Source organism: Christiangramia sp. (assembly GCF_029937855.1).
Classification (GTDB): Bacteria; Bacteroidota; Bacteroidia; order Flavobacteriales; family Flavobacteriaceae; genus Christiangramia.
In genome coordinates, this window is the sequence record NZ_JAPYPC010000007.1 from 47,560 (window position 1) to 68,445 (window position 20,886).

At 37.4% G+C, this 20,886-nt stretch carries 18 protein-coding genes; 6 read left to right on the top strand and 12 right to left on the bottom strand.

Annotated elements, in window-relative coordinates; translation table 11 throughout:
• Positions 1–306: 306 nt before the first annotated feature.
• The 7 genes from rpoN to pyrH form a co-directional block, all read right to left on the bottom strand.
• Positions 307–1,764 (bottom strand): RNA polymerase factor sigma-54, encoded by a 1,458-nt coding sequence (rpoN, locus tag Q1K34_RS05715; RefSeq protein ID WP_300435679.1) that lies wholly within the window; start codon positions 1,762–1,764, stop codon positions 307–309.
• 82 nt (positions 1,765–1,846) lie between these two features.
• On the bottom strand, positions 1,847–2,716 hold the full coding sequence (locus tag Q1K34_RS05720; RefSeq protein ID WP_300435681.1) for an RluA family pseudouridine synthase: 870 nt from the start codon (positions 2,714–2,716) through the stop codon (positions 1,847–1,849).
• 4 nt (positions 2,717–2,720) lie between these two features.
• A complete protein-coding gene (gene asnS / locus Q1K34_RS05725; protein WP_300435684.1) occupies positions 2,721–4,163 on the bottom strand; it encodes an asparagine--tRNA ligase in 1,443 nt (480 codons plus the stop codon).
• A 75-nt stretch (positions 4,164–4,238) separates the two neighbouring features.
• Complete coding sequence (locus tag Q1K34_RS05730) at positions 4,239–6,653, bottom strand: efflux RND transporter permease subunit (RefSeq protein WP_300435687.1); 2,415 nt, start codon at positions 6,651–6,653, stop codon at positions 4,239–4,241.
• A gap of 76 nt (positions 6,654–6,729) precedes the next feature.
• A complete protein-coding gene (locus Q1K34_RS05735) occupies positions 6,730–9,186 on the bottom strand; it encodes a DUF5686 family protein (RefSeq protein ID WP_300435689.1) in 2,457 nt (818 codons plus the stop codon).
• Positions 9,187–9,278: 92 nt separating this feature from the next.
• Complete coding sequence (gene frr, locus Q1K34_RS05740; RefSeq protein ID WP_300435692.1) at positions 9,279–9,830, bottom strand: ribosome recycling factor; 552 nt, start codon at positions 9,828–9,830, stop codon at positions 9,279–9,281.
• Between the two features lie 25 nt (positions 9,831–9,855).
• Positions 9,856–10,563, bottom strand: coding sequence for a UMP kinase (gene pyrH / locus Q1K34_RS05745; protein WP_300435694.1), 708 nt, complete (start codon positions 10,561–10,563; stop codon positions 9,856–9,858).
• Between the two features lie 195 nt (positions 10,564–10,758).
• Here pyrH and Q1K34_RS05750 point away from each other — a divergent pair, with 195 nt between their 5' ends.
• Positions 10,759–11,451 carry a zinc metallopeptidase gene (locus Q1K34_RS05750; protein ID WP_300435697.1) on the top strand — a complete coding sequence of 231 codons (693 nt, stop codon included), beginning with the start codon at positions 10,759–10,761 and terminating at the stop codon, positions 11,449–11,451.
• A 165-nt stretch (positions 11,452–11,616) separates the two neighbouring features.
• On the opposite strand, the gene Q1K34_RS05755 is transcribed toward Q1K34_RS05750, so the two are convergent.
• On the bottom strand, positions 11,617–12,087 hold the full coding sequence (locus Q1K34_RS05755; RefSeq protein WP_300435700.1) for an Lrp/AsnC ligand binding domain-containing protein: 471 nt from the start codon (positions 12,085–12,087) through the stop codon (positions 11,617–11,619).
• A 49-nt stretch (positions 12,088–12,136) separates the two neighbouring features.
• Complete coding sequence (locus Q1K34_RS05760; protein WP_300435702.1) at positions 12,137–13,510, bottom strand: saccharopine dehydrogenase NADP-binding domain-containing protein; 1,374 nt, start codon at positions 13,508–13,510, stop codon at positions 12,137–12,139.
• 66 nt (positions 13,511–13,576) lie between these two features.
• Between Q1K34_RS05760 and Q1K34_RS05765 the strand changes: the two genes are divergently transcribed.
• The gene (locus Q1K34_RS05765; protein ID WP_300435705.1) at positions 13,577–13,966 is read left to right on the top strand and encodes a DUF423 domain-containing protein; all 390 of its coding nucleotides are present in this window, start codon (positions 13,577–13,579) and stop codon (positions 13,964–13,966) included.
• A gap of 78 nt (positions 13,967–14,044) precedes the next feature.
• Positions 14,045–15,643 carry a phosphoenolpyruvate carboxykinase (ATP) gene (gene pckA / locus Q1K34_RS05770; RefSeq protein WP_300435708.1) on the top strand — a complete coding sequence of 533 codons (1,599 nt, stop codon included), beginning with the start codon at positions 14,045–14,047 and terminating at the stop codon, positions 15,641–15,643.
• A gap of 80 nt (positions 15,644–15,723) precedes the next feature.
• On the opposite strand, the gene Q1K34_RS05775 is transcribed toward pckA, so the two are convergent.
• Positions 15,724–16,470, bottom strand: coding sequence for a uroporphyrinogen-III synthase (locus Q1K34_RS05775; protein WP_300435711.1), 747 nt, complete (start codon positions 16,468–16,470; stop codon positions 15,724–15,726).
• Between the two features lie 23 nt (positions 16,471–16,493).
• Positions 16,494–17,147 (bottom strand): DUF4271 domain-containing protein, encoded by a 654-nt coding sequence (locus tag Q1K34_RS05780; protein WP_300435713.1) that lies wholly within the window; start codon positions 17,145–17,147, stop codon positions 16,494–16,496.
• Positions 17,148–17,251: 104 nt separating this feature from the next.
• Here Q1K34_RS05780 and Q1K34_RS05785 point away from each other — a divergent pair, with 104 nt between their 5' ends.
• From Q1K34_RS05785 to Q1K34_RS05795, 3 genes are read left to right on the top strand one after another with little or no spacing between them, the layout of a single operon-like run.
• Positions 17,252–17,983: a polyprenol monophosphomannose synthase gene (locus Q1K34_RS05785; protein WP_300435715.1), complete on the top strand. Its 732-nt coding sequence runs from the start codon at positions 17,252–17,254 to the stop codon at positions 17,981–17,983.
• Entirely contained in the window at positions 17,983–19,326 is a 1,344-nt protein-coding gene (locus Q1K34_RS05790) for a dihydroorotase (RefSeq protein WP_300435717.1), read from the top strand. Before Q1K34_RS05785 ends, Q1K34_RS05790 begins: the two co-directional genes overlap by 1 nt.
• A complete protein-coding gene (locus Q1K34_RS05795; RefSeq protein WP_300435720.1) occupies positions 19,316–19,870 on the top strand; it encodes a DUF4296 domain-containing protein in 555 nt (184 codons plus the stop codon). The genes Q1K34_RS05790 and Q1K34_RS05795 overlap by 11 nt, the downstream gene beginning before the upstream one ends.
• On the opposite strand, the gene Q1K34_RS05800 is transcribed toward Q1K34_RS05795, so the two are convergent.
• Positions 19,867–20,880, bottom strand: a complete 1,014-nt coding sequence (locus Q1K34_RS05800) for an NAD-dependent epimerase/dehydratase family protein (protein ID WP_300435722.1) — start codon at positions 20,878–20,880, stop codon at positions 19,867–19,869. The two genes, Q1K34_RS05795 and Q1K34_RS05800, sit on opposite strands and share 4 nt — an antisense overlap.
• Positions 20,881–20,886: the final 6 nt, after the last annotated feature.

The following is a 20,886-nucleotide window of genomic DNA, read 5'->3' on the forward strand; positions in this document are numbered from 1 at the left end:
CGGGATAATTATAAAAATTAAGAATCTGGTTTAATACCATAAAACTTAACAAGCTAAAGAAGAATAGTGGCCATCGCCGTTCATTCACCTTATCCAGAAAAATACTCTGAGCTTTTCCTAAATTTTTCAAAAGAAAATAAAAAACGATGGGAATGAAAATAGTAATTATCGAGATCGCCAGTAATTTAGCTTTTACGATTTCCTCGGGAAAATATCTCGGAATAAACAGGAAATAAAAGAGACTTCCTAAGAAAGGCATCCATAAGGGATGGAAAATATAGGAAGCAAACTTAAACAGGATTTTCATTAAATCTCTTTACGTAATCTTGCGACTGGAATATCTAACTGTTCCCGGTATTTGGCAACTGTTCTCCTTGCGATGGGATAACCTTTATCTTTTAAAACCTTTGCAAGCTTTTCATCGGTTAAAGGCTTACGTTTATTTTCCTCTTCAATAGACATTTCCAGGATCTTTTTGATCTCCCTTGTAGAAACTTCTTCTCCCTGATCATTCGTCATAGATTCAGAAAAGAATTCTTTGATTAGTTTTGTGCCGTAAGGAGTATCTACATATTTTGAATTTGCCACCCGGGAAACTGTAGAAACGTCCATCTCTATCTCATCAGCAATATCTTTTAAGATCATAGGGCGCAGATTACGTTCATCTCCGGTTAGAAAGTATTCTTTCTGATAATTCATAATAGAACTCATCGTGACCATTAAAGTTTGCTGGCGCTGCTTAATAGCTTCAATAAACCATTTCGCGGCATCAAGTTTTTGTTTAATGAACATCACGGCATCTTTTTGAGCCTTTGTCTTTTCCTTAGACTCTTTATAGCCTTTAAGCATATTATTATAATCCCTTGAAATATGCATTTCAGGAGCATTTCGGCCATTCAGGGTCAATTGCAATTCCCCATCTTCGATCTTGATGGTAAAATCTGGAATAACATGCTCCACCATTCGGGTGTTTCCTGAATATGCACCACCGGGTTTTGGGTTTAGATGTTCAATCACCTCAATAGCGCCCCTTAGTTCATCTTCAGAAATTTCATGACGCGATAAAAGCTTCTTGTAATGTTTTTTACTGAAATGGTCGAAAGAACGTTCCATAATATCGATGGCAAGCTCTACCTGTTTGGTCGGTTCTTTTCGATGAAGCTGAATAAGAAGACATTCCTCTAAGCTTCTTGCCCCAACACCTGCTGGATCCAGCTTTTGTACTTTTTTAAGCACTTTCTCCACTGTTTCCTCGTCTGTATAAATATTTTGGGTAAAGGCCAGGTCATCTACAATATCCTGAACACTTCTTCTTATATAGCCACTTTCGTCCACGCTGCCCACCAGGAATTCTGCAATTTCCTGTTCAATATCATTAAATCTGAAGGTGCTTAATTGCGTTTTTAAATGTTGGGTGAAAGAAGTTCCGGCGGCATAAGGCACTTGTTTGTCATCATCATCCGGACTGTAATTATTTGCATTTAATCTGTAACTGGGAATCTCATCGTCACTCAAATATTCATCAACATCGATCTCAGTTTCTATAGTTTCATTATCGTAATCGTCTTCAGAATTTTCATTTCCCAGATCGTCATATTCATCAATTCGCTCCTCCTTACCATCTTCCAGGGCAGGATTTTCTTCCAGTTCCTCTTTGATTCTCTGTTCAAATGCCTGAGTGGGCAATTGGATGAGTTTCATCAACTGGATCTGCTGAGGAGACAGCTTCTGGGATAATTTAAAATTTAATTGTTGTTTTAGCATAAATTATTGCTTCTCTAACAAAAATAAGGAAAATACGAGCCAACTCAACTTTGGCATAGCTGATGTTTGTGGTAAAATTTTGTTAACGCAGCCTGTAATAGCCCAGATTCCGGAATCTCTTAGGAAGTTTAAGTTCAAAATTCAATGCCTCCCTTGTCACGGGATGGATAAAGGATATTTTTCCTGCGAATAAATATAGATTTTTGCCCTTAAAAAAGTTTATTTCTTCGTGTCCGTATATTTTATCCCCTACTATTGGTGTGCTATTTCTGCTAAGATGAATTCTCAATTGATGAGTTCTACCGGTTAGCGGATTCAATTCTACTAAAGTATATAATTTAGTGTCGATTTGGTAGGAAGCTACAGGTTCTACCAGGGTTTCTGATTCTTTTTTATCTATCGGAAAATCTAATATAAGCTTGTCCTTAATTTCTCCTTGAACGATTGCGAAATACGTCTTTTGGATATTTTTTCGAGCAAAAGCTTCCTGAAGCTGAATAAGTGAATTTCTTGTTTTTGCACATACTAAGATTCCTGAGGTAGGATTATCTAATCTATGGCAGGGAAGGGGATAAGGAAGTGCATCTATTTCGGGTGACTTTTCTAAATTATGAGGTAAAGCATTTTCTATCGTTTTAAAATAATTTCCGCTGGTAGGAAATCCGGCAGGTTTATGAACAACCGCAATATGCTCATCCTGAAACAGTACCTCAATATCTAATTTAAAAATTTTCTTTTCAGATTTGTTTGATTTTAGGAGGTCAATTTTTTGTCCTTCTGTAATCCAATCACCAGTTTGTGCTCGTTCATTGTTAATTAGGATTAAACCCTTTTTGATAGCTTTTTTTATTCCGCTACGGGTTGAGATAGAAGTGAAGATAGCAACCGCATATTCCTGCAACCGGATCTTTTCATCGATTGCAGGAACTATATGCGATTCTAGTATTCTCAAGTAATTAAAATTCTGCGTTTTGCGGCGTACGAGGGAATGGGATTACATCTCTAATATTCCCCATACCCGTTGTAAACTGAACAAGCCTTTCAAAACCAAGTCCAAACCCACTATGAACACAAGTTCCAAATTTACGGGTATCAAGATACCACCATAATTCTTCTTCTGGGATATCAAGCTCAGCCATCTTTTCTTTGAGAACGTCTAAACGTTCTTCACGCTGACTTCCGCCAACGATCTCTCCAATCCCAGGGAAAAGAATATCCATTGCTCTAACCGTTTTTCCGTCCTCATTCATTCTCATGTAGAAGGCCTTAATATTGGCAGGATAATCAAAAAGAATCACCGGGCATTTAAAATGTTTTTCCACAAGAAATCTTTCATGCTCACTTTGTAGATCTGCACCCCATTCTTCAATGATATAATTGAATTTCTTCTTTTTGTTAGGTTTTGAATTCTTCAGGATCTCTATTGCTTCGGTATAGCTTACTCTCTTGAAATTATTATCCAGTACAAAATTGAGCTTTTCCAGGAGGTTCATGTCGCTGCGTTCTGCTTTCGGCTTAAGCTTATCTTCATTTTCCTGTCTTTCAGCAAGGAATTCCAGGTCATCTTTTGCATTTTCCAGGATATATCGCAGCACATACTTAATAAAATCTTCAGCCAAATCCATATTTTGGTCCAGATCACAAAAGGCAACCTCAGGTTCTATCATCCAGAATTCAGCAAGATGACGCGAAGTATTGGAATTTTCAGCTCTAAAAGTAGGGCCAAAGGTATATACCTGCCCAAGCCCAAGGGCAAAAGTTTCTGCTTCCAGCTGTCCCGAAACCGTTAAATTGGTTTCTTTTCCGAAGAAATCTTCTTTATAATTGATGCTGCCATCTTCGTTTTTTGGAGGGTTTTTCATATCCAGGACAGAAACCCTGAACATTTCTCCGGCGCCTTCAGCATCACTACCTGTAATTATCGGTGTGTTCACATAATAGAAATTTCTATCCTGAAAATATTTATGTACCGCAAAAGACAATTTACTCCTTACCCTCATCACTGCACCAAAAGTATTGGTGCGCACTCTTAAATGTGCCTGCTCACGAAGTTTTTCCAGGCTGTGTTTCTTTGGAGAAAGGATGGTGTATTTCACTTCTTCCGGGTTTGCATCACCCAGAATTTTAAGTTCAGTCACTTCTATTTCCACACGTTGCTGACTTCCAAGGCTTTCTTTTAGAGTTCCCTTTACAGAAATTGCCGCACCTACGTTTATTCTTTTGATAAGGTCTTCATCGGTATTTTCAAAATCGATAACACACTGAAGGTTTTTTAAGGTTGAACCATCATTAAGTGCAATAAACCTGTTGCTCCTGAAAGAGCGCACCCAACCTTTAACATGGTGTTCCTGTAAAAACTGATCGCTTTCCAGTATTTCAGCGATTTTTGCTTGTATCATTTAGTTGAAATTTAGAAAAAACAAAGATAGTTTTTCGCCTGAAGCTTAGCAAGCAGGCTGTTTTTATTAATAATTTTAATTCTTTTGTTCTTCAGATTTATAATTGTTCTCATCCTCTTCGGTTTCAATGATCTTTATCGCCGGCTCTTTAAGTACTTTCTTGTTGGCGATACTTTTTTCCAGAGATAAAAGTAAGGAAGGTAATAACAATAAATTGGCGAGCATTGCGAACAGCAGAGTAGCTGAAACAAGTCCACCCAACGCCACAGTACCTCCAAAACTACTGATCATAAATACTGAAAATCCAAAGAACAGCACTATGGAAGTGTAGAACATACTCACACCGGTTTCTCTTAAAGCCGCATATACAGATCGCTTTATTTTCCAGCTATTTGCTTTGAGTTCCTGCCGGTACTTTGCCAGAAAATGTATGGTATCGTCTACCGAAATTCCAAAGGCAATACTGAATACCAGGATCGTAGAAGGTTTAATTGGGACTCCCAGGAATCCCATAACACCTGCAGTTACCAGTAAAGGAAGTAAATTCGGTACCAGTGATATCAGGATCATTTTAAAACTTCTGAACATCCATGCCATTAGAATTGCAATAAGAAGAATGGCCAGACCCAATGAAATTATAAGGTTTCTAACCAGGTAATTGGTCCCTTTCTGAAACAATAAGGCTTTCCCGGTAAGGGAAACATTATATCGCTCCTCCGGAAAGATCTTTCGAATTTGTGGCAGAAGATCATTTTCAATTTCTTCCATTTTCTCCGTGCCAACATCTTTCATAAAAGTGGTGATCCGGGCGTATTGACCGGTAGAATCTACATAAGATTGCATGATACCTTCGCTGGAGGATAAGCTCTTGGCGTATGGCATAATGAAGTTACGCTCCTGTGAAGTTGGTAACTGGTAATATTTTGGATTGCTATTATAGTACGCCTGTTTGGAGTATTTAACAAGTCGGTTAACTGAAAGTGGCTTGGAAAGTTCAGGAATATTCTGAATAAAATTTTCCAGTTCTTCCATTCGTTTAAGTGTGGAAAGTTTTAAAACCCCCTTGGGTCGTTTAGTATCAATTAAAATTTCCAGGGGCATTACACCGTCAAACTCTCTTTCAAAGAATTTTACATCCTGATAAAACTGGGTGTTCTGGGGCATATCTTCCAGTATACTTCCAGAAACTTTTATGGTGTATATCCCAACAATACTCAGTGCAAGCAGTACTACGGAAGAAATATAAATCGCTATTCTATGATGGCGCACCATGTTTTCCATCCAGTTCACAAAGCCTCCGACCCATTTTTTGGTTAAATGTTTTAAATGCCTGTCTTTTGGCGGATTTAAATAACTGTAGATCACCGGGATTATCAACAAGCTTAAAATGAAAATCGCCAGAATATTGATAGAAGCTACCACCCCGAATTCCCGTAGTAACTGACTATCGGTTAAAATAAAAGTGGCAAATCCAGACGCAGTGGTAACATTGGTCATTAAAGTGGCATTTCCAACTTTGGTGATTACCCGCTGAAGCGATTTTGCCTGGTTTCCATGTTTTTTTATTTCCTGCTGATATTTATTGATAAGAAAAATACAGTTAGGAATTCCGATCACGATGATTAGCGGGGGAATTAGAGCCGTTAGAATCGTAATTTCATAATGTAGAAGCCCTATGACTCCAAAGGCCCACATCACACCAATACAAACGGTGACCATAGAAATGATCGTAGCACGGATGGAGCGGAAGAAGAAAAAGAAAATCAGCGAGGTGACTATAAGGGCGGCAACTATAAAAAGGCCAATTTCATCAACGATGTTTTGTGCGTTCAGTGTTCGTATATAAGGCATTCCCGATACCCGGACATCTATATTATTTTGCTCTTCAAATTCCTCAATGAGAGGTTCAAGTTCTTCAAGAACAAATATTTTTCTTGCTTTGGTATTTACAAGTTCTTTGTTTAGATAAAGTGCAGACTGGATGGTATTGGAATGAGAACTGTAAACTAAATTTTCATAGAAAGGAAGTTCAGTAAAAAGTTTGTTTTCAAATTGCTTTAGTTCAGCTTTATCCGGTGAATCATCCTCCAGGATAGGCACCATTTCAAATCGCTTGGGATCTTCAAATTTCTTCAATTCCTGAAGACTTGCCGGGGAAATTATATGATCTACTTCCGGATATTCAGTAAGCTTAGCAGTAAGCTCATTCCATGCTTTAAATTTTTCAGGAGTAAAAAGGGCAGAGTCCTGCACCCCTAAAAGAATGAGGTTTCCTTCTTCTCCAAATTTATCAAGAAAATCATTGTAACTGATGTTAACCGGATGATCATCTGGCATCAGGTTGGCCTCGGTATACGAAAAACGCATGTTTTTCCATTGGGTAGAAAGCAGGAAAGTAGTTATCCCGATAAGGAGAATTATAACAATTCTGTTTCTTAAAATAAGGCTTGCAATGGAGTTCCAAAATCCAAAGCTAAAGATCTTCTGCATGGCTTCTTTTTAGCGGTGCAAAGGTAAAAAAAGCTATGTTAATTAGTTTGTTATTAATCGATTAATCTCTGGGCTGTTAAAGTTGAAGCTGCAACGTGAACTTAAAGGAAAAATTTTCTTTGAAGCTGGGGAGGTGATAGGCGCCATATCGATACGCTGTACTTAATCCGAAACCTGCAAAAAGTTTATTTAATTCCAGGCCGGCTTCAGAATAACCGTGCTCCAGGGTATTGAAAGATACATTCTGATGTTTTTCCGGATCTTCAAAATCACCAATGGCATGCCGCGAAATAAAAACAAGCTCAGGCTGGAATTTTTCGGAAATTTGAAAGGGCCTCAATTGATGGCGAACATGTAACATAGCCTGGCTGGTGCTGTAAAACTCGTTGAAATACATGGTTTCAAAACTGTTTCTCCCCGCTACCGAAAATCTTCGGAAGATACTTTCCTTATTGGGATTATTGGGATAAGAATGAAAAGCGTGGGTCAAGGGAATATCGCCAAAAGCATAATTCCCTTCCAGGATGAATTCAGTTCTGGAATTATCCAATCGCTTAATCTCATGTTCCGTCTTTAAACCAATTCTTGTAAAACTAAAATCCCCGCCTAAACTTGAAAAAGATTGTTCTATCTGTCCGGTAAACTGAGGGAAATCTTTTTTAAGGATAATATTCCCATCCGGGGTATTCAGGAATCTAGAAAATGGCCTCCATAGAAAAGAAAAAGTAGCTGTAGTAAAATCGTAATCCTGAAACTCCTCAGAGTTTTCTATAAAAATATAATCCCTGATCTGCCAGATATCTTCTTTAGATAATCTCACTTGAGCATCAAATTTTGGAAATATCTGGTGTTCTATTCCTACAGAGTAACGGCGATAATTGTAAAAGAAATTAATGTTTACAAACCTGGGTTCCAGGATAGAGAAGGTATTTTTTCCCTTTAAGTATTTAAAGGAAGCGGTTTCCTGAATATCCCTGGAAAAATTAAAATTAAGCTTTGTGCCATTTTTTTTATTCAGATAAAGCTGGGTGCCAATACCATATTTTAGAACTTCGTCTTTAAAACCATAGGTGGTATATCCATTAATATTGAATTTATCTGAAAGCCGGTCATTGGTTCTACCTCCAAATCCCAGGCGAATCCCCTCATAATTGTTGAATTTAAAGATTTTACTTAGATCTAAATCCCAATACTTTATAGGGTAAGAGCCAGAGGCAGTCGCCTGTTTTACTTCAATCTTTCGCTCTACATTACCCACCTTTATAAGACTGTCTACTTTTTCTTTTGTGGCTTCATCCCGGGAGGAAAATTCCATTTTCCTGTTTCTCTGCCAAAAGCCAGGATCTCTCTGTATAGCATTGCTGGAGACATTAATTTCAGCATCGGTAATTTTTACATTTGGATGAAATTCCAGGTCTATATCATAGTTTTTGGTGGTAGAATTTAGATAGATATCATTAGAAGTTGTTTCAGAACCAAAAATATTACCCAGTAAGCCCCCTCCTTTTTGAACGGCCCCGACAGAAATTGTACCGCCAAAAACAGCAATTTCTTTCCCTCCGGAACCAGGCCTAATCCTGGTGGTTTGTTCTGAAGGAAACCAAAGTTCTTTTTCTGGATAATATTTGTAAGTATGGGTGACTTCTAATTTTATAGCGCCTAAAAGTTGTGCCGTCGCTTTCTGAATAGCAAGACTTTCAGCATCCAGGTAGAGAATACCTTCCAGGCCCGCTACGATCTTTTCCCGTTTAGGCTTAAAATAAACCATATAAGACGGCCTTTCCGAAGCTATGGTATCCAGGATTTGATATTCATAATTTTTAAGGGCATTATTTGCAAGGGGACCGGCATATTCAGTTTTGTACAATTCATAATCGTTTTGATACAGTGAAAAAGGATTCACTTCCATGGCGATTACATTATAGATCGGTTTGCTGAAACCGGCGGTTTCTATCCCAATAACATCTTCCCTTCTTCCGTTTTTTGAAGAATAGCTATGCTCTGAAATTTTTTCTGAAAGATAAGCTCTGCCTTCATTAATGATGGTTTGCATCGCATTAGAGGTAGAATCTGCCTGTAAGGAAATTCCTCTGAATTCATTATCTATGATGAATTTGGTGTAGGAAGTATATTTATAAGCATCCAGTACTTTTTCGGGGTCATTGGTGTCCCGGCGCTCAATGGCTCTTTTTATAAGCTCTTCCGCTGGGTTTTTGCCGTCGGAGATCGTGACCGTTTCTAGTTGCTCATATTTAGGGGTCATACTAACCTGAAGATATTTCGTGGCGTTGGTTAAATGAATATTGATCGTTTCAAAACCTACATAAGAGATTTGAATATCTTCGGTTTCTTCGGAAAGTTCTATTTGGAAACTACCATCTATATTTGTGAGAATTTGTTCTTCTTCTAATTTGATTTTGGCATAGGCTAAGGGCTCCCGTGTGTCTTTATTTATAACTTTTCCGTGGATCACCTTTTGCCCGAAGGTGCAGAGGCTGCAAAAGAAAAACACAAATAAAAAGGAGTTACGCATGGGGTTGCTCTGGCTAAAAAATTATAAAAAAAGCCGGTTTAAATCTGATTTTTTCAGATCTAAACCGGCAAAAGTATGTGGTTTGGAGAACATTAAACAGTCATGATCTCTGTTTCTTTTACAGTAAGAATCTTATCAATTCTTTCAATATAGGTATTGGTTAATTCCTGCACATCCTCTTCAGAACTCTTTAAAAGGTCTTCAGAAATATCAAGCTTTTTAAGTTCCTGCATTGCCTGCTTCCTATCATTTCTAACGCCAACCTTCGCGTCTTCAGCCTCTGCTTTGGCTTGCTTGGAAAGCTGTTTTCTTCTTTCTTCAGTAAGAGGAGGAACATTTATGATCACACTTTCGCCATTATTCATTGGATTAAAACCAAGGTTCGCCTGCATGATACCCTTAGATATTTCTGCAATCATACTTTTTTCAAAAGGTTGAATAGAAAGTGTTCTTGCATCGGGGGTATTTACGTTTGCCACCTGCTGAAGCGGAGTTTGAGATCCGTAATATTCTACCATAACACTACCAAGCATGCTTGGACTTGCTTTTCCGGCACGTATATTTGAAAGTTGTTTTTTAAGATGCGAAATGGCTTTTTCCATTCCTTCTTTTGCCTCCTCTAAAATAAATTCAACTTCATCCATTTTAATATGATTTACAATTTGAGATTTATAAGTTTACTTTGGTTCCCACACGTTCTCCGGTAGCTACTTTAAGCAGGTTTCCGGGTTTATTCATGTCGAAAACTATTATTGGTAATTCGTTTTCCTGGCTAAGGGTGAAGGCTGTTGTGTCCATTACTTTCAAGCCTTTTTTAATTACGTCTTCAAATGTAATAAAATCGAATTTAGTGGCGCCTTTGTCTTTTTCGGGATCTGAAGTATAGATTCCATCTACACGTGTACCTTTCAGGATTACATCAGCTTTAATTTCAATGGCTCTCAAAACTGCTGCGGAATCTGTAGTGAAATAAGGATTTCCTGTTCCGCCACCAAAGATAACCACTCTCCCTTTTTCCAGGTGCCTTATCGCTTTACGGCGTATAAAAGGTTCTGCTACTTCATTAATTTTAATGGCCGATTGTAATCTTGTTTGAATATCTGCATCCTCCAAAGCACTTTGCAACGCGAGTCCGTTGATCACCGTGGCGAGCATTCCCATATGGTCACCCTGCACGCGATCCATCCCACGGCTGGCTCCTGCAACACCTCTAAAAATATTACCTCCTCCAATAACGATTGCTAACTCAACACCTTTATCAACTACCGTTTTAATTTCTGCGGCATATTCTGCCAAACGCTCGGGGTCAATGCCATATTGACGGTTTCCCATTAACGCTTCTCCTGATAGTTTTAAAAGTATTCTTTTGTATTGCATAGCGGCTTTTTAATAATCGTTGCAAATATAGCTAATATCTGAATTTGTGAAATATAAAGCGACTATTTTGAAAATCATTGAGAGTCTTTTAATAATTATTAACGCGAACAGCCATTTATGAAGGCTGACATTTAATTGTAATGGCCGGATTTTTGATATATTTAGAACTCATTAAACCAACAAATTTTAAAAAACATGTTAGGATATTATATAATCGCAGGACTTATTTTTATAGTAAGTATGTACGTGAGCAATAGGCTCAAAAGTAAATTTAAGAAATATTCCAAGGTTCATCTTCAAAACGGGATGAGCGGTAAGGAAATCGCTGAAAAAATGCTTCGTGACAATGGTATTGGCGATGTAAAAGTAATTTCTACGCCAGGGATGCTTTCAGATCATTACAATCCATCTAAAAAAACCGTAAACTTAAGTGAAGGTGTTTATTCGCAGCGAAATGCAGCAGCGGCAGCAGTAGCGGCGCACGAATGTGGTCATGCCGTACAACATGCTAAAGCTTATAGCTGGTTGCAAATGAGAAGTAAGCTGGTGCCGGTAGTAAGTGTGGCTTCTAAATTATCGCAATGGGCTATTTTTGGAGGTTTAATCCTTATGACCATGGTAGGAGCAGGTGTAGGGCAAACTGTTTTACTTATTGGTATAATTATGTATGCCATGGGAACATTGTTTAGCTTTATTACTTTACCCGTGGAATATGACGCAAGTAACAGGGCGCTGGCATGGTTGGAAACTGAGAATATGTTGACTTCAGCAGAACATGATGCAGCCGAGGATTCATTGAAATGGGCTGCCAGAACATATGTAGTGGCAGCGGTTGGTTCATTGGCAACCCTACTTTATTTTATAGGAATATTTATGGGAAGAGACTAATTGAAAAATTTTCAATTATATAAAAAAGGCTGCTTAAATTAGCAGCCTTTTTTATTCAGATTGAACTTGATTCAGCTTCAAGTTTAACTTGATTTTCAATTAGTTAAGATCCTGAAATAAATTCAGGATGATGTTTTCTCGACTTTTTTATGACAGTCTCGTTCTTTAAATTTTGATCTGTCTATCTATCTGCTGATTTAGCGATATAAAAGTTTCCGTCCGCGAAACTCCCTCTATAGCCTGAATATTTTTATTCAGCACATGCATTAAATGTTCATTATCTGTACAAAGGATCTTTAAAAATATAGACCAATTACCTGTAGTATAGTGACATTCAATAACTTCCGGAATTTCATTTAATTGTTTAACAGCTTGCGGATTGCTCACTGCTTTATCCAGGTATACACCAACAAAGGCCATGGTTTTATAACCCAGCAGCCTGGCATCCAGCATCATTCTGGAACCTTCAATTAATCCCGATTTCTCCAGTTTTCTTAAGCGCTGGTGGACTGCAGCCCCGGTGATCCCTATGTTTTTGGCAATTTCGAGAATTGGCTTTTTTGCATCTTTCATTAGAAAATTGAGAATAGTTTTATCAATTCCATCCAGCTTAACATTATCATTCACTATTTTCATACAGTCTTTTTTGGTTGTTAAGCTAAAGTACAAAAAATGCTTTCCAAATCTAATTACCTACTTCTCCAAATGGGTTATATCCCAGGTACTTGGTCTCTTTTTCTTTAAATTTTATACCATGCTTTTCTAATTTACTAAGTATAGGCTCATACACCTCTTTTTGGATAGGAAGCTGAACTCCGGGCGTTTTGATTTCACCGTTTAAGATCATGATGGTGGCCATTGCAACCGGTAAACCTACCGTTTTGGCCATCGCGGTTTTAGACTGGTCTTCACCAATATGCACCATGGTAGAATCTATCTGCTTTCTCTCCCCATTCAATTCATATCCAAACTTATGATACATCACGATCATGTCTTTATCGTCTTCGGCTAAAGACCATTTTTCCATTAATATCTTTTGAAGAGCCTGGGCGGGAGTAGCATTTTTAATGCCTATTTTTTTATTTGGATTGAATAGATCCAGTTCTGTGAGTTTCTCCCACATGATATCGTCCTGGTCTATTTTTAGGTTATGCCTAACCTTCAATTCCACAGAATCACTTGGGGAATACGGAAGAAAGGAATTAATAAAATCTCTGTAACTCATTTCTTCAGAATCCTTCATCTGAAAACTATCATCTGTCATTCCCAACTGAACAAACATATTCCAGGCGCGACTAAATCCAACTTTTCTTATAGTTCCTCTATATAAGGTAAGTGCATCTTCAAGCCCGTAGATACTTTGGTATTTTAAAGAATTTCTATTGGCTAAACCTTCAAATTTTCCGTGGCCTTCAATTTCAAGAAATTCGGTTCTTCTAAATAACCTGTGGTAGGGAATATATTTATATTTCCCTTCCTGAATAAATTCAGCCACGCCACCCTGGCCGGCGACTACCACATTCCTTGGGTTCCAGGTAAATTTGTAATTCCATAGGTTATTGTCACTTTCAGGAGCTACAAGCCCTCCTGTAAAAGATTCAAATAATAAAATTTTACCGTTTTTTTCCCTAATTCGGTCTATAACCTGCATGGCACTCATATGATCTATTCCCGGATCCACACCTATTTCATTCATAAAAACCAAACCTTTAGCCTTTACTTCTTCATCAAGCGCTTTCATTTCTTCGCTTATATAAGAAGCGGTGACCATATTTTTACCGAGTTTTAGGCAATCTTTAGCCACTTCAATATGAAATCGTGCGGGGAGCATGGAGATAACGATATCGGCTTTTTTTATAGCCGGTTCTCTGCTTTCCGCTTTAAAAACATCCAGCTCAAAAGCTTCACATTTTGAATGATTATTACAGGCTTTTTTAGCGTTTTCAATATCAATGTCTCCAATTCTTAAGAAAAGATCTTCGCTGTCTGCCTGCTCTAGCAGGTAATTTATGAGAACAGAGGTAGATTTTCCTGCTCCCACAATTAAAATTTCTCGCATAAATTAAGTTAGTTTTGTGTAGTTGGACGAATGTATTAAAACTTTAAGTGAAATAAAATTGAAAGTATGAACAGGAAATTTCTAATAGCGGGTGCAGCTTTTGGTTTGTTTGCGGTAATCTTTGGAGCATTCGCAGCTCACGGACTCAAAGAGGCTATTTCCAGCGAATCTTTAGAATCTTTTGAAACCGGAGTGCGATTTCAAATGTATCACGCCTTTTTATTATTGATCATTGGAAGTTTTAAATCCTTTTCTGAAAAAACTTTGCGTTCGCTTTTTTATTTAATCCTTATTGGAATTATTCTTTTTTCGGGCTCTATCTACCTGCTCTCTACCGGAAGTATATTTGGGGTAGATTTCACCTCTATAGCATTACTCACCCCCATTGGGGGCAGTCTTTTAATTATTGGTTGGATTGTTTTGTTGCTGAATTTTATAAAGTTAAAAAAGAAATAAATTGAATTTGTTTAACGTTTTATCTTCATAAGATTTTTACTTTTGTACGCCTAAACAAACAACAGAATTGCTTTTTTTATGGTCGATAACACCCAAATTACGAAAACGATTTCGTTAGAGGATTACGGGATCAAAAATGCCACAGTACATTATCAGCTATCTCCGCAGGAATTACATCAGGAAACTTTAAGGCTCGGTCAGGGAGTTGAAAGCTCATTTGGAGCTTTGGCTGTCAATACCGGTCAGTTTACCGGAAGATCACCAAAAGACAGATTTATTGTAAAAGATGAGGTGACAAAAGATAAGGTATGGTGGGGAGATATCAATATACCTTTTGAATCAGATAAGTTTGATAAACTTTATAATAAAGTCACTGCTTATCTGGAAGGAAAGGAAGTTTATGCCCGGGATGCCTATGCATGTGCAGATGATAAATACCGTTTGAATATTAGAGTGGTGAATGAATATCCATGGTCTAATCTTTTTGCTTTTAATATGTTTTTGCGCGCAGAAGATAAAGAGCTGGATAACTTTCAGGAAGACTGGTTAGTAGTTAATGCACCTGGTTTTAAGGCAGATCCTGAAGTAGACGGTACGAGACAGGAAAATTTTGCCATTCTTAATTTTAGTAAAAAGATTGCTCTGATTGGCGGCACCGGCTATACCGGCGAAATTAAAAAAGGGATTTTTTCAGCACTTAATTTCATTCTTCCGGTTTATGAGGATACCCTTCCTATGCATTGTTCAGCAAATGTAGGAGAAGAGGGAGATACTGCCATTTTCTTCGGTCTATCGGGAACTGGAAAAACAACTCTTTCCGCAGATCCTGAAAGAAGATTAATCGGTGATGATGAGCATGGCTGGACTGCCGAAAATACGATCTTCAATTTTGAAGGTGGTTGTTACGCTAAAGTGATCAACTTATCTGAAGAGAATGAACCAGATATATACAGAGCTATAAAGCCCGGGGCAATTCTGGAAAATGTGGTACTCGATTCCAATGGTGAGGTAGACTTTGAAAACACCAGCATCACTCAAAATACAAGGGTAAGCTATCCTATTCACCATATTCAGAATATCCAGGAGCCATCCACCGGGAAAAATCCAAAAAATATATTTTTCCTTACGGCAGATGCTTTTGGGGTGTTGCCCCCTATAAGTAAACTTACCCCGGGACAGGCAGCATATCATTTTATTAGTGGGTATACTGCAAAAGTAGCTGGAACCGAAGCGGGAGTAGATGAGCCTGTACCGAGTTTTTCAGCTTGTTTCGGAGCTCCGTTCATGCCTCTTCATCCCACTGAATATGCAGAGATGCTAAGTAAGAAGATGAAAGATGCCCATGTGAATGTGTGGCTGGTAAATACAGGTTGGACTGGTGGCCCTTACGGAGTGGGGAGCAGAATGAAATTAAAATATACTCGTGAAATGATTAGTTCAGCCCTGGAAGGGAAACTGGATCACGTAGAGTATGAAAAGCATGACATTTTTGGACTGCAAATGCCAAAAACCTGTGAAGGTGTGCCTTCAGAAATATTAAATCCCGGGAATACCTGGAAAGATCAAAACGCTTATAAGCTTAAAGCAAAAGAGCTTTCAAATTTCTTCAAAAAGAACTTCAGTAAATTCGAGGAATACGCAAACGAAGAAATTATGGACGGAGCTCCTGTTGAATAGTGTTTAATTGTTAGATGTTGAAACAAAAAATCCGGTTTTTAAAAACCGGATTTTTTTATGCTTTATATGTTGTGAGCACCTTATTTCTTGTTCACTTCACTAATGTATTTATTAATAGCCATGGTCATGCTTGGAGTCTCCGGAGTTGGAGCTTTAATATTGCAAACTAAACCATGCTCTTTTGCTGCTTTGATGGTAGTATTACCAAAAACTGCAATTCTGGTTTCGTTTTGTTTGAAATCGGGGAAATTCTCAAAAAGTGATTTTATACCGCTGGGACTAAAAAACACAAGGATATCATAAGTTACATCCTTTAGATGCGAAAGGTCGCTAACTACCGTTCTATAAAAAACAGCTTTCTTCCAGTCAACACCTAATTTATTTAAAGTTTTAGGAACATCTGGCTTCAGCATATCTGAAGAAGGTAGAAGAAATTTCTCATTCTTATACTTCTTGATGAGCGGAGCCAATTCAGCAAAAGTCCTTTTCCCTACATAAATCTTACGCTTGCGATATACCACATACTTCTGTAAATAATAAGCCACTGCTTCGCTTAAACAAAAATATTTTAAGGTATCTGGCACTTTATACCTCATTTCTTCAGCAATTCTAAAGAAATGATCTACCGCATTCCGGCTGGTAAGAATGATAGCCGAATAGTTTGAAAGATCAACTTTTTGTTGCCTTACTTCTTTTGAAGGTACGCCTTCAACATGAATAAAAGGGATGAAATCAATTTTAACCTTTTGCTTTTCCTCAAGCTCAAAATAAGGTGAATTTTCTACCTTAGGTTCGGGCTGGGAAACCAAAATTGTTTTCACTTTCATATATAAACTTTATTAAATCCTATTTAAATTGTAATGAGCTTGTACAAAATAATATAAGGGGCGATTTCAAGTGCGCAAAGGTACAAAATAAAATAGAACCAATTAGCGCTAAGCACATTTTGATTTCTTCTATAAATACTAAGTAGTCCGATTAGATTAGCAATAATTGCCGAAACCACTATAAGGCCTATAATTAAGGTTGATGGATTGATTGTGTAGACTAAAAATAACGAGGCGATAAGTATAAATAGCGCGATGAAATTACGATACGTGAATTTTTGAAATAGGTAATAATCCATCTTTTCATCCAGCTCAAAAATATTTCCTATAATTTTTTCCACTCCGGCTTTAATAAAGACCAAACAAAAATATGCGGTGAGGATTCTTATAAAGATAATAAGGGCAGGTGTTGAAGGAGTGAAGAAGTAGTTGTAAGCAATATATATAAAGAGGGATACGGCTAAAGTATGTGTCGCCAATAATAAAATGTTAAAAGCATGAAAAGCTTTATTCTCTTTTCCCTTAAAGGCTATAAATTTGCCGGAGTTCAGGAGGGAGATAAATTCCTCGAAACGTTGTGGGAATAATAATTTAGCAAGCACAAGAAGAAGAAAGCAAATCAGGAATACGATAGTAATCCAATCCTGATATTCATAAATTCTTTCTATCGCCTGCATGAATTAAATTTTTTTACAAATGTAAAATTTTGGCCTTTATTCCTATGGCCTAACATAAAGTTTTGAAGTTTTAATTTGCATACATTTGTGCAAAATTTCTGGGAATGGTAAATGGGATAATTATTATACCCACTTTTAATGAAATTGAGAATATAGAACGTATTATTAGAAATGTATTCTCTCAAAGACGAAAGTTTCATATTCTGGTGGTGGATGATAACTCTCCAGATGGAACTGCCACCCGGGTAAGAACATTGCAGGCTGAATTTCCTGAAAGATTGTTCATTGAAGAGAGAGTTGGAAAGCAAGGTCTTGGAACCGCTTATATTCATGGTTTTAAGTGGGCCTTAAAAAGAGATTACGAATTTATTTTTGAAATGGATGCCGATTTCTCTCATAATCCTAACGATCTAACAAGGTTATACAATACGTGTAAAAGGGATGGTGCAGATGTGGCAATTGGCTCCCGTTATATTACTGGTGTTAATGTAATTAACTGGCCAATGAACAGGGTATTAATGTCCTGGCTTGCTTCCAGATATGTTAGATTTGTAACGGGAATGGGTATTCAGGATACCACGGCAGGTTTTGTATGTTATAAAAGAAAAGTACTGGAAACAATAGATCTAAACAAAATACAATTTGTAGGATACGCGTTCCAGATAGAGATGAAGTTCAAAGCTCATCTTCATAATTTTAAAATTTTAGAGGTGCCGGTAATTTTTACTGATAGAACTCGTGGAACTTCTAAAATGAGCGGCTCCATAATTTCTGAAGCCGTTTTTGGGGTAATTAAAATGAAGCTTAAAAGTCTGTTAAACAGGAGAAAAGTCTAATGAAGAAGGTTTTAATCAAGAACGCAAAAATTGTAAACGAAGGGAAAATATTTAATGGTGACGTGTTTATTGAAGACGGGATCATTTCTGAAATTTCTGAAAGTATAAGTGCCAAATCTCCAGATGTTAATATTTTTGATGCTGAAGGCACCCATTTATTGCCGGGACTTATCGACGATCAGGTTCATTTTAGAGAACCTGGATTAACTCACAAAGAATCGATTGAAACGGGTTCAAGGGCCGCTGTCGCTGGAGGGATAACCTCTTTTATAGAAATGCCTAATACCCTGCCTCAAACAACTACTGTAGAGAAGTTAGAGGAGAAGTTTAAAATAGCAGCTGAGACTTCTTATGCCAATTATTCTTTCATGTTTGGAGGAACCAACGACAACCTTAGTGAAATCGAGAAGATAGATCCTAAGAATGTAGCGGCTTTAAAATTATTCCTTGGTTCTTCTACCGGTAATATGCTGGTAGATGATGAAAAGGTACTGGAGCAGATTTTTAAAAAATCCCCTGTTCTTATTGCCGCACATTGTGAAGATGAAGGAACCATCCAAAAAAACCTGGAAGATTGTGTTAAAAGGTATGGTGATGATATCCCAATTGAGCTGCATCCAAAAATTAGAAGTGAAGAAGCCTGTTATAAATCTTCTTCCAGAGCTGTGGCACTTGCTAAAAAGACGGGGGCGAGATTACATGTTTTTCATATTTCTACAGCAAAAGAATTAAGTCTTTTCAATAACAAAAAAGATTTAAAAGATAAAAAGATCACTGCAGAAGTGTGTATTCACCACCTTTGGTTCAATGATTCAGATTACGCAAAAAAAGGAACTTTTATTAAATGGAATCCTGCTGTAAAAACAAAAAAGGATCAGGAAGCCTTATTAGCAGGACTTTTGGATAATCACCTGGATGTTCTGGCCACAGATCACGCACCACATACTAAAGAGGAGAAGAAAAACGCCTATACTAAAGCTCCCAGTGGTGGTCCATTAGTTCAGCACGCCTTACCAGCACTACTTCAAATGCATCATCAGGGGAAGATTTCCCTGGAAAAGATAGTGGAAAAAGCCTGTCATAATCCAGCCATCTTATTCCAGGTGGAGAAAAGAGGTTTTATAAGAGAAGGTTATAAGGCAGATCTGGTATTGGTAGATCTTAATTCACCATGGGCGGTGCAACCAGATAATATTTTCTCAAAATGCCAGTGGTCACCTTTTGAAGGAACCACATTTAAGTCTAGGGTCACCCATACTTTTGTTAATGGAAGACTGGTCTATAAAAACTTTAAGCATACACCATTCGCTAAAAATGCCGAAAGATTAAGCTTTGATCGTTAATCGAATTCATATCATTCTTGCATCATTTTTATTGATTTTTTCAGTTTCCTGCCAGGATCTGAAAAAATCAGAGAGACCGGAAGATCTTATTTCTGAATCAAAAATGATCGATGTGCTTACTGAAATTTCTTTGCTTCACGCCGCCCGGAATTATAATAAGCAAAAGCTTGAAAATACGGGCGTAAATATAGATAGCTATATTTATGAAAAATTTGATATAGACAGTCTTCAGTTAGAACGAAGCAATGATTGGTATGCAGAGCAATATACCCAGTACGAGCGCATTTATGACAGCGTGAAGGCGAGGGTACAGGTTATGAAGAATAGGCTGGATTCTATTAGGGAAATTGAGGTAAAAAAGGAAGATAGCATTAAGAAAGCAAAAAAAGATTCTTTGGCTATTCTTAACTCTTTGCAGGGAAACACTAAAAATATTGACTCCTTAAAACTAGAATCTTTAAAACAAACAGAGATTGAAGAGGTTCTGCGAGAAGGAAAGGACAGCCTTATTGAGTCTCCAGGAGTATTAAAGGTAGAATCTTAAGATTTATCTTTAGTATAGAGTTCAGAAGTGTTTTTTAGAACCTGGCTTATTGGAGTAAAATCAAAATTCAGTTTTTCTTTAATTTTCTGATTGCTATAAAAAGTTTCTTCGTGCAGGCCTTCAATAGCATCTTTGGTGATCTGCCTTTTTCGTCCGAAAATGCTTCCTGTTTTTTGAAAAACCCAGGCTAAGGCAATCATCCATTTTTTAAGTTTTCTTGTAGGTTCCGGCCTATCCATATAATTTGCCGTTTCCCTGAACACTTTTTCAAAGCTTATATTTTCAGAAATAATAATAAATTGTTCATTGGTTAAGGATGATTCCATTAGAGCGATCATGCTTCTAACCACATCTTTTACCCCAATAAAGCCAGTCACTTTTGGAAAATGATACTTCAAACCTTTATCTATTTTGCTGAAAATTTTACCGCTGCCCGAATTCCAAAACCCGGGGCCAATAATCACTCCAGGATTTACTATAACAGCAGTTATACCTTCCTGGGTGCCTCGCCACACTTCAATTTCAGCTCCGTATTTTGAAATAGCATAATCATTATGTTGCTCTTCAGGATTCCATTTTGAATTTTCATCTATAGTTTTACCATTTGTAGTTGATCCTAAAGCGGCAATACTACTTACGTAACAGAGTTTTTTTATTTTATTGGCTATACACTGATTGACAATATTCGCCGTACCTTCAATATTGATCTTTCTTAATTTTCTTTCATCTGCCGGGTCAAAAGATATAAGGGCTGCACAATGATAAACTTCGGTAATATTTTCAAAAGCAAGATTTAGCGCGGGTACATCAGTAATGTCTGCCGTAACCCACTCAATTCGATTAAACAACAAATCTGCTTCAGCTTTTTCAGAATAATAGCCGAAAATTTTCCGCACCTGATTTAGATCGCTAGTAGGACGGTAGAGGGCCCTCAGCTTTTCATTTTTTTGCGCCAGCTTAAACAATAGATGGGAACCTACTAAACCAGTTCCTCCGGTTACCAAAATCATGTGGTA

What these genes read in the sequence shown, in the direction of transcription:
- Q1K34_RS05765 (WP_300435705.1), top strand. Translation starts at nt 13,577, where the DNA reads ATGAACAGGAAATTTCTAATAGCGGGTGCAGCTTTTGGTTTGTTTGCG.
- asnS (WP_300435684.1), bottom strand. Translation starts at nt 4,163, where the DNA reads ATGATACAAGCAAAAATCGCTGAAATACTGGAAAGCGATCAGTTTTTA.
- Q1K34_RS05750 (WP_300435697.1), top strand. Translation starts at nt 10,759, where the DNA reads ATGTTAGGATATTATATAATCGCAGGACTTATTTTTATAGTAAGTATG.
- frr (WP_300435692.1), bottom strand. Translation starts at nt 9,830, where the DNA reads ATGGATGAAGTTGAATTTATTTTAGAGGAGGCAAAAGAAGGAATGGAA.
- rpoN (WP_300435679.1), bottom strand. Translation starts at nt 1,764, where the DNA reads ATGCTAAAACAACAATTAAATTTTAAATTATCCCAGAAGCTGTCTCCT.
- Q1K34_RS05735 (WP_300435689.1), bottom strand. Translation starts at nt 9,186, where the DNA reads ATGCGTAACTCCTTTTTATTTGTGTTTTTCTTTTGCAGCCTCTGCACC.
- Q1K34_RS05790 (WP_300435717.1), top strand. Translation starts at nt 17,983, where the DNA reads ATGAAGAAGGTTTTAATCAAGAACGCAAAAATTGTAAACGAAGGGAAA.
- Q1K34_RS05775 (WP_300435711.1), bottom strand. Translation starts at nt 16,470, where the DNA reads ATGAAAGTGAAAACAATTTTGGTTTCCCAGCCCGAACCTAAGGTAGAA.
- pckA (WP_300435708.1), top strand. Translation starts at nt 14,045, where the DNA reads ATGGTCGATAACACCCAAATTACGAAAACGATTTCGTTAGAGGATTAC.
- Q1K34_RS05730 (WP_300435687.1), bottom strand. Translation starts at nt 6,653, where the DNA reads ATGCAGAAGATCTTTAGCTTTGGATTTTGGAACTCCATTGCAAGCCTT.
- Q1K34_RS05780 (WP_300435713.1), bottom strand. Translation starts at nt 17,147, where the DNA reads ATGCAGGCGATAGAAAGAATTTATGAATATCAGGATTGGATTACTATC.
- pyrH (WP_300435694.1), bottom strand. Translation starts at nt 10,563, where the DNA reads ATGCAATACAAAAGAATACTTTTAAAACTATCAGGAGAAGCGTTAATG.
- Q1K34_RS05755 (WP_300435700.1), bottom strand. Translation starts at nt 12,087, where the DNA reads ATGAAAATAGTGAATGATAATGTTAAGCTGGATGGAATTGATAAAACT.
- Q1K34_RS05760 (WP_300435702.1), bottom strand. Translation starts at nt 13,510, where the DNA reads ATGCGAGAAATTTTAATTGTGGGAGCAGGAAAATCTACCTCTGTTCTC.
- Q1K34_RS05785 (WP_300435715.1), top strand. Translation starts at nt 17,252, where the DNA reads ATGGTAAATGGGATAATTATTATACCCACTTTTAATGAAATTGAGAAT.
- Q1K34_RS05800 (WP_300435722.1), bottom strand. Translation starts at nt 20,880, where the DNA reads ATGATTTTGGTAACCGGAGGAACTGGTTTAGTAGGTTCCCATCTATTG.